We start from the raw sequence: 1705 nt of genomic DNA on the forward strand, positions 1-1705 counted from the left end.
CAAGCTCGCCCTCGCCGCGGATATCATCACGCCCAACGTGCGCGAGGCCGAGGTTTTGGCGGAGATGAAAATTTTAAGCTTAGCAGGTATGCGCGCCGCAGCGGTTAAAATTTCGCAGTTTTTCGGCGGCGCGATTTTGATTAAAGGAGGCGATCTTGCCAGCGCGAGCGAGGCTTGCGGCGCGGCGGATGCGGCGCGAAATTTTAAAGCTTTTGGGCACGAGACGGGCGAAAATGGCGCACGTGAAAATTCTGCGAGTTCGACGAAGAGCGCAAATTTCGCGGCTGAAAATTTTACTAGCGAATGCAAAATTTTAACGGCGAGCGCGGAGCCCTCTTTTGAACAAAATTTATCCGCAGCGCCTTTAGATGACGGCTTTAAACTAAGCAGCGAGGGCGAGGATTCGAGAAATTTAGCGGTTGATATTTTGTACGAAAACGGCAAATTTTATGAGTTTTCCGCGCCTAAAATTTCTACGCATAACACCCACGGCACGGGCTGCACGCTCTCAAGCGCGATCGCGTGCGCGCTGGCGGCGGGGCTTAGTCTGCCTGCAGCCGTTGCCCATGCCAAAGGCTTCGTGCGTAGGGCGCTTGGCTGGGGTGAGCAGATCGGGCACGGATGCGGCGCGATAGATCATTATTTCACGGTCCAAGATCCCTTCGGCACGGACTTTGGCGGATCTTGCGCGAATGAAATCAAAATCATCGCCCCGGATTAAAATTTCAAGCGCTCGCCCAGATCCCTGCATTCGTAAAATTTCAAAATTCCGCTGCTATTAAATTTAACCTAGCGGCACGAGATCGTCCGAATGGCTCGTCGCGACTTGTGATAAACGGCGGGATTGCGCGGCTAAAAAGCGTGCGCTACGGGGATATGCGCACTTAAAATTTTAGTTGATTTTTAGGCATCATAATTCGCGTAGAATTTTAAAGAATTTTTGAATTTTATTGTAGGGTTCGCGTTGCAAGTTAGGGCTTTCCTTATTTGCCTTATGCTATAGCTCTGCTTCGTGGCATTGTTAAATTTGCGTTATTTCTTATAGGTCTTTATGCGCGAAAAAAGTGGATTATAAATATAAGCTAGTCATGCACTCACTGCTCACGTTACTACCTGCCTTCGCCCCTTCAAGGTAGATGCATCATTGTATGCCGACCATTGCGCTATACTTGCCGCAGCATTGCGACATCGCTGCGAATTCGCGATCCATGCCTTTCGTCTCATATTTGCTGAGTTCGCTAAAATTCCAAATTTTCTAGCAAAAGAGTTATAATGGCTAAAATTACGTAAATTTAGGAATTTAAAATGCACTGCAAAAAAGGACTACTACTCTTAATCATCGTCTCAGGAATAATCTCTGCCGCAGATAACTGGATCGCATCGCTACTGCTGCCTAGCATCGCAGATACGTTTGGGGTACAGGTAAGCGCCGCCTCGGCAGTTTTGACGGCATATCTGATCCCCTATGGCTTACTTCAGCCAGTATACGGACATCTTAGCGATCGCTACGGCAGAGGTAAAATTTTAATTCTGCTAATGCTCTTTTTGGCGATATTTACGCTTCTTTGCTCCACTGCAAAAAGTCTAGCGTGGCTTGTTTTATTTCGCTTTTGCACGGGATGCGCGGCGGCGGGTATAATCGCTGTCTGCCTCGGCGTTATAGGCGATACATATGACGAGAAGGATAGACAAAAAATCGTAGCGA

General features: G+C 48.1%; 2 protein-coding genes. Both read left to right on the top strand.

Going from position 1 to position 1705, the window contains the following annotated elements; genetic code table 11:
• Positions 1-721 (top strand): bifunctional hydroxymethylpyrimidine kinase/phosphomethylpyrimidine kinase (locus Q0238_RS02365; protein WP_297942564.1); only part of this gene is annotated, 721 nt, incomplete at its 5' end.
• A 584-nt stretch (positions 722-1305) separates the two neighbouring features.
• The coding region (locus Q0238_RS02370; protein ID WP_297942566.1) for an MFS transporter at positions 1306-1705 on the top strand (400 nt) is incomplete at its 3' end.

The organism is uncultured Campylobacter sp., from assembly GCF_938045775.1.
GTDB lineage: Bacteria > Campylobacterota > Campylobacteria > Campylobacterales > Campylobacteraceae > Campylobacter_B.